At 69.2% G+C, this 4,936-nt stretch carries 4 protein-coding genes and 1 pseudogene; all 5 read left to right on the plus strand.

Features of this window, described 5'->3' with window-relative positions; translation table 11 throughout:
* A partial coding sequence (locus FVW20_RS07520; RefSeq protein ID WP_196608945.1) for an RNB domain-containing ribonuclease occupies positions 1–849 on the plus strand: 849 nt, incomplete at its 5' end.
* Positions 850–958: 109 nt separating this feature from the next.
* A complete protein-coding gene (gene plsY, locus FVW20_RS07525; RefSeq protein WP_231038950.1) occupies positions 959–1,690 on the plus strand; it encodes a glycerol-3-phosphate 1-O-acyltransferase PlsY in 732 nt (243 codons plus the stop codon).
* A gap of 160 nt (positions 1,691–1,850) precedes the next feature.
* Complete coding sequence (gene thrC / locus FVW20_RS07530) at positions 1,851–3,269, plus strand: threonine synthase (RefSeq protein WP_196608947.1); 1,419 nt, start codon at positions 1,851–1,853, stop codon at positions 3,267–3,269.
* A 258-nt stretch (positions 3,270–3,527) separates the two neighbouring features.
* Positions 3,528–4,127: an IMP cyclohydrolase gene (locus FVW20_RS07535; RefSeq protein WP_012613064.1), complete on the plus strand. Its 600-nt coding sequence runs from the start codon at positions 3,528–3,530 to the stop codon at positions 4,125–4,127.
* Between the two features lie 156 nt (positions 4,128–4,283).
* Positions 4,284–4,936: pseudogene (locus FVW20_RS07540) on the plus strand (GTPase HflX); the annotation flags it as partial.

Consider the following 4,936-nt stretch of genomic DNA (forward strand, 5'->3'; position numbering starts at 1 on the left):
ACCGCCGCGCCCATCCCCCTGCCGGACAACTCGGCGGCCCCCCACGCGGACCGGCTGGCCGTGGCCGACAGGCTGGCCCGCGCCCTGCAAGCCCACCGCATCGGACGCGGGGCGGTGATCATCGAACGCGACGATCCGAAAGTGACGTTGTCCGGCGAAGGCTCCGCCACCGTGGTGGACATCGCGGACCAGCCGGTCACCCCGCGCAGCCAGTCCATCGTTGCGGAGATGATGATCCTCGCCAACGCCGGGGTGGCCCGTTGGGCCGGAGAGAACCGCGTGGCCCTGCTGCATCGCACCCAGGACGTGGGCATTCCCCGCGAATACGCCGGAGTGTGGCGCGCCCCGCACGAGGTGGCGCGGGTGGTCAAGGCCCTGGCCTCGTCGCTGCTGGAAACCTCGCCCCGGCCCCATGCAGGCATCGGGATGCCCGCGTACAGCCCGGTCACCTCGCCGCTGCGCCGCTACCCGGACCTGATCAACGAAACCCAGGTGCTGCACGCGCTGGCCACAGGGCAGGGGCGCTGGACCCGCGAGGAACTGGACGCCATGCTGCCCCTGCTGAACGCCCGGCTGGACGCGGCGGGGCAGGTGCAGCGCTTTCGCCCGCGCTACTGGAAGCTGCTGCATTTTCGCCAGAAGGGCGACAAGACATGGTGGCACGCCGTGGTCACGGAAGAAAACGACGCCTTCGTCACCGTCAGCCTGCCGCGCGAACAGCTGTTCCTGCGCGGGCGGCGCTCCACCTTTGGCGACAAGGTGAACCCCGGCCAGCACTTCCGGGTGCGGGTGGGCAAGATCCACCCGCTGAACAACGAAATCCAGATACTGGACGCGGAAGAAGAGTGACGGCATTGTGGCCCGGCACGGTGCGCGTTCCCGAAGGGACGGCGCGCCCCCGCACGGATGACCGTGGCAACGACATTTCACCCGCCCAGCCCCCGCAGGAGGCACGATCATGATGGGTAACCTGCTTTGGATCGCCATCGCCTACGTCATGGGCTCCATCCCCTTCGGGCTGGTGTTCGCCCGCACCTTCTGCGGGGTGGACCCGCGCACCGGCGGCAGCCGCAACGTGGGCGCCACCAACGTGGCCCGGCTGTGCGGCACAAAGTGGGGCGTGGCCACCCTGCTGTGCGACGCGCTGAAGGGCGCGCTGCCCGTGGCCATCGCCCTGTCCTTCAGCGATTCGGCGCTGTTTCACAGCCTGACGGCGCTGGCCGCCCTGATCGGGCACCTGCACTCCTGCTTCCTGGGCTTCAAGGGGGGCAAGGCCGTGGCCACCACGGTGGGCGTGTTCATTCCGCTGGCCTTCGGGCAACTGGTGCTGGCGGGCATTGCCTGCCTGCTGGTTATCTGGCGGTCCGGCTTCGTCTCGCTGGGCTCGCTGACCCTGGTCACGGCCCTGCCCGTGTTCCTGCTGGTGTACGGCAAGTGGAAGTTGCTGCCGCTGGCGCTGGTGGTCATGGCCCTGGTGTACTGGAGCCACCGCGAGAACATCGGGCGACTGGCGCGCGGCGAGGAAAAGCCCTGGCAGAAGAAACACCACGACGCGACGCCCACCGGCTGCGCGGCTGACGACGCCACGTCCACCGATCAGGCTGGGCAGACAGATCCGGTCGACGGCCAGGCCCCCTGCGGGTGCGGCTGCGCCGCGCACGGCGAACCCGGCGCCGCGCCGGAAAAGTAGCTTTCACGGCGCCGCCTCGGCTTTGTTGCCGGTGCCACGGCAAGGCGCCACAACTGCTGCATTGCACGATTTCAAGGAGACCGGCCCCATGCCCTGTCCCACGTCCAGTCCCATGCCCTGTCCCGCACCCGGTCACGACTTTCCGACCGCGCGCACGCGGATGGAGTACGTCTGCCTCGGCTGCGGAGAGCGCCGCGGCATCGACGAACTGCTGTACACCTGCCCCGGCTGCGGCGGGGTATACCTGCTGGAAGACCTAGATTTCGACAAGCTGGCGGCCCTGCGCACCGGCCCGGAATGGCGCGCCCTGTTCGACGCCCGCGCCGCCACCCGCACCACCGCCCTGCGCGGCATCTTCCGCTTCTACGAGTTGATGGCCCCGGTGCTGGAAGAAGAGGACATCGTGTACCTTGGCGAGGGCAACACCCCCATCGTCGAGGCGGCCCCCGTGCTGCGCGACGCCGTGGGCGTTCCCTTCGCCTTCAAGAACGACGGGCAGAACCCCAGCGCCTCGTTCAAGGACCGGGGCATGGCCTGCGCGTTCAGCTACCTGAAGGCGCTGGTGCGCAAGCACGGCTGGGACGAGGTGCTGACCGTGTGCGCATCCACGGGCGACACCTCCGCCGCCGCAGCACTGTACGCCTCGTACGTGGGCGGGCCGGTGAAGTCGGTGGTGCTGCTGCCGCACGGCAAGGTCACCCCGCAGCAGCTTTCGCAGCCGCTCGGCAGCGGGGCCACGGTGCTGGAAATTCCCGGCGTGTTCGACGACTGCATGAAGGTGGTGGAACACCTGGCCGAAAACTACCGGGTGGCCCTGCTGAATTCCAAGAACAGCTGGCGCATCCTGGGGCAGGAATCGTACGCCTTCGAGGTGGCCCAGTGGTACGGCTGGGACATGAAGGGCCAGTGCGTGTTCGTGCCCATCGGCAACGCGGGCAACGTCACGGCCATCATGGCGGGCTTCCTGAAACTGCTGCGCCTTGGCGTCATCGACGCCCTGCCGCGGGTCATCGGCGTGCAGTCGCACCATGCCGACCCGGTGTGGCGCTACTACAGCCAGCCGGACCCGGCCACCCGCACGTACGCCCCCGTCACCGTGCAGCCCAGCGTGGCCCAGGCGGCCATGATCGGCAACCCGGTGTCCTTCCCGCGCGTGAAGGCGCTGGCGGACAGGTTCATTGCCGAAGGGGGCGAACGCGCCTTCTGCGTGGTGCAGGTTACCGAGCAGGAGATCATGGACGCCATGATCCGGGGCAACCGCCACGGGCACATCGCCTGCACCCAAGGCGGCGAATGCCTGGCCGGGCTGATCAAGGCCCGGGAACTGGGGCTGGTGTCGCCGGACGAGCACGCCGTGCTCGACGCCACGGCGCACAGCCTGAAATTCGCGGGCTTCCAGGACATGTACTTCACCAACAGCTTCCCGCCCGAATACGGCGTGACCCCGGACGCCCGCCTGGCCAACGCGCCCGCGCTGGTGGTCAGCCCGGAAGACAAGGCGCGCCTGTCGCCCGAGGCCTACACCCTTGCCGCCGCGGAGGCGGTTGTGGCCAGGCTGGGGCTGGCAAGAAAGGCATAGGGCCGCTGACGGGGCGCCTGCCCTTCATCGCCGTATTCGCCCGCATTCGAAACCGCCGCGCGGCGCACGGGACATTCGTGCGCCGCGCTTCGTTTCTGCGCCGGGCAACCGCAATGCGCATTGCGGTTGCCGTCGTGCCGCTCCCCCGCCGGTGCGGCTGCCCACATGGCGGGGCATACCGCTCACTCCCTTGCGCTGGCGGGTTTCTTCTGGCACTGGCAAGTGAACGTTTCCGAGATTCCGCGACAAGGAGAACGCATGGAGTTCCTGCCCATCAAACGGGCGCTCATGAGCGCCACGGACAAGAGCGGCCTGGCCGATTTCGCGGCCTTTCTGGCGGGCAACGGCGTGGAACTCGTCTCCACCGGCGGCACGCGCCGCATGCTCGAAGGGGCGGGGCTGAAGGTCACCCCCGTAAGCCGCGTGACCGGCTTTCCCGAAATCCTCGGGGGCCGGGTAAAGACGCTGCACCCGCACATCCACGGCGGCGTGCTGGCCGACAAGGACAACCCGGAACACGTGGCCACGCTGCGCGAACTGGGCATTGCCCCGTTCGACCTGATCTGTGTGAACCTGTACGACTTCGCCACCGCCGCGGCCAAGGGGCTGGACCTCAAGCAGGCCGTGGAGGAAATCGACATCGGCGGCCCGTGCATGCTGCGCGCTGCGGCCAAGAACTACCACTCCATCCTCGTGCTGCCCTCGCCCGCGTACTACGGGCAGGCCATGGAGGAAATGCGCACCAATTCCATGCGCGTGGGGCTGGAGTTCCGGCGCGAGATGTCGGTGCTCACCTTTGCCGCCACGGCAGCCTACGACCGGATGATCGCCGATTATCTGGCGGCGGCGGCAAGATAGCGCAGCCGCCTCCGTTTCGACAGCCGACCGGGCGTCCGCAAGGGCGCCCGGTTTTGTCATGCGGGACGGGGCGGGACGGGGCGGGGCGTCCGGCCCGCATCCCTTTTCCGCTGCCCCCTTCCCACGTCCCGCTTCCCCGCGCCGCCCCTTCCGCGTATGATGTCCTTTCGCGCCGGGCAGCCGTCCGCAAATGACCGCAGAGACCGGGCGCACCATGTTTCATTCCGCCAGCGCAGGAGCACTCCCATCGCCAAGGTTCTCGGCAACACCCAGGGGCTCAAGCCCAGCCACGTCAAGGCACTGACCCGTCTGTACCAGCGCCGCTTCCCGTCCGTGGGGGGCTATTCGCACGAGCAGGCCCGCGAACTGGCCGCCCTGTCCCGCAGCGTGGGGCGGCAGGTGGCCGTGCTCATCGACCGTCAGGGCCGCGTGGCCATGGTGCTGGTGGGCGACACCGGAGCCATCACCATTCCGGAACTGCCCCGCGCCCGCACCGGCACGGGCCGCCTGCGCGGCCTGCGCCTGCTGCACACCCACCTCGGGCCGGACCTGCTTTCGCAGGAAGACCTCATGGACCTGCTGTTCCTGCGGCTTGACGGCTTCGGCGTGCTGACCGTGAGCGAATGGGGCGAGCCGCTGACCTTCCAGCACGCCCACCTGCTGCCGCAGCCAGAGGACGGCAAGCCCTACCGGGTGCACCCGGCCCAGCCGTGGGACCGCGTCGACACCGACGTGGTGGCCCAGGCGGAGGCGCTGGAAGAGGAAATGGCCCGCGCCGCCAGCGACGCACGCGCCGTGGCCCCAGCCCG

This window comes from Nitratidesulfovibrio oxamicus, from assembly GCF_015731765.1.
GTDB classification, from domain to species: Bacteria; Desulfobacterota; Desulfovibrionia; order Desulfovibrionales; family Desulfovibrionaceae; genus Cupidesulfovibrio; species Cupidesulfovibrio oxamicus.

Excerpts from the sequence above, each read along its gene's own strand:
- plsY (WP_231038950.1), top strand. The coding sequence starts at position 959 with ATGATGGGTAACCTGCTTTGGATCGCCATCGCCTACGTCATGGGCTCC.
- thrC (WP_196608947.1), top strand. The coding sequence starts at position 1,851 with ATGGAGTACGTCTGCCTCGGCTGCGGAGAGCGCCGCGGCATCGACGAA.
- FVW20_RS07535 (WP_012613064.1), top strand. The coding sequence starts at position 3,528 with ATGGAGTTCCTGCCCATCAAACGGGCGCTCATGAGCGCCACGGACAAG.